This window comes from Nonomuraea sp. NPDC005692 (genome assembly GCF_040631115.1).
GTDB lineage: Bacteria > Actinomycetota > Actinomycetes > Streptosporangiales > Streptosporangiaceae > Nonomuraea.
This window is the reverse complement of sequence record NZ_JBEXYU010000086.1, coordinates 1-1495: the sequence shown is the minus strand read 5'-3', so window position 1 is coordinate 1495 and position 1495 is coordinate 1. Positions and strand designations below refer to the sequence as shown.

1 protein-coding gene is annotated in these 1495 nt (G+C 66.2%); it reads right to left on the bottom strand.

The annotated features are described in order from the left end of the window. Positions 1 to 27: 27 nt before the first annotated feature. Complete coding sequence (locus tag ABZ459_RS52710; protein ID WP_357989098.1) at positions 28 to 1248, bottom strand: IS110 family transposase; 1221 nt, start codon at positions 1246 to 1248, stop codon at positions 28 to 30. Positions 1249 to 1495: the final 247 nt, after the last annotated feature.

Below are 1495 nucleotides of genomic sequence, written 5' to 3'. Positions count from 1 at the left end.
GGGTCAGACATCCCTGGACGTTGAGTGTCAAGCGGTGAGGTCGTAGTCGTGGTGTGACCAGGCGGTTGCTTGGTCGTAGTGGCTGTGGGTTTTGAGGCAGCCGTGGAAGATGCCGACCAGGCGGTTGCCGACTTGGCGCAGGGCGGCGTTATGGCTGATGTCGCGGGCTTTGAGCTGGTCGTAGTAGGCGCGGACTGCACGGTCGTGGAGGATGGCGCAGGACGCCTGGAGATGGAGGGCGTCCACCAGCCGGTCGTTGTGAACAAACCGGGCCTGGACGACCCGTGTCTTGCCGGACTGGCGAGTGATCGGGCTGGTGCCGGCGTAGTTCTTGCGGGCTTTGGCGGAGGCGTACCGGTTCTTGGCGTCTCCGAATTCGGCGAGCACCCGGGCGCCGAGGACGACGCCGATGCCGGGCTGGCTGAGGATGACCTCAGCGTCCGGGTGCCGGCCAAAATGGGCCTCGACCTCGCCCTGGAGGGTCTTGATCTCGGTGTTGAGGACGGCGATGATCGCGGCTAGTGATTTCACGGTCGAGGCGTAGGCGGTCGTGACGAGTGGCGCCTGGCCCAGGTGTTGCGCGCGCAGCACGTCCTGGATCGCGACGGCTTTGCCAGGGATATCGCGGCGGCCCTTCAGGCAGGCACTGATCTGGCTGATCGTCAGCTTGGCCGCGGCTTCGGGGGCGGGGGCCTTGGCCAGCAGCTTCAGCACGGCCTGGCTGGTGAGGCCGAGGGGCTTGTATGCCTCCAGAGCGGCTGGGAAGTAGTCCCGCAACGCGACCCGCAGCCGGAGCATGTGTCTCGTGCGCTCCCACAGCAGCGTCTGATGCGCCCGCGTGACGACCTTGACCGCCTCGGCGATCTCGGAGTCCCCGGCCACCTCGCGGAGCTGGTGACGGCGGGTGCGGATCATATCCGCGAGCGCATGGGCGTCACCCTTGTCGCTCTTGGCGCCAGAGGAACTGAGGATCTCCCGGTGCCGAGCCGCTTGCTTGGGGTCGACCCCGAACACCTGGTACCCGGCCGCGACCAGCGCCCGCACCCAGGGCCCTCGATCGGTCTCGATACACACCAGCACCTCGCGGGGATCGGCATCCTCGGCGACGAACCGGCCCACCAGGTCGTGGAACCGGGTGACCCCGGCCATCCCCTCGGGCAGCCGAACTCGCTTCAACACCTTCCCAGCCTCGTTCTGGACCTCGACGTCGTGGTGATCTTCAGCCCAGTCATCCCCAACGAACAGCACAACGACCTCCACGATCGACAACAGGACACGGAAGCCCGCAGGAGCCGGTCGGCGACCTAATGGACCAGTGCTCACCCAACCATCGGAGGGCACGACATCCCATCAGCGATCAAAGACCCCTGACCACCAGTGAGGGCACGATCTGACCCTAGGATTCAAGATCCAGGCGGCGAGAGTGCTCACTCACCAGCGGCTACCAGGCACCGAGTCTGCCCGATCAGCAGCCACGGTAGCTCCCATTAGGCGG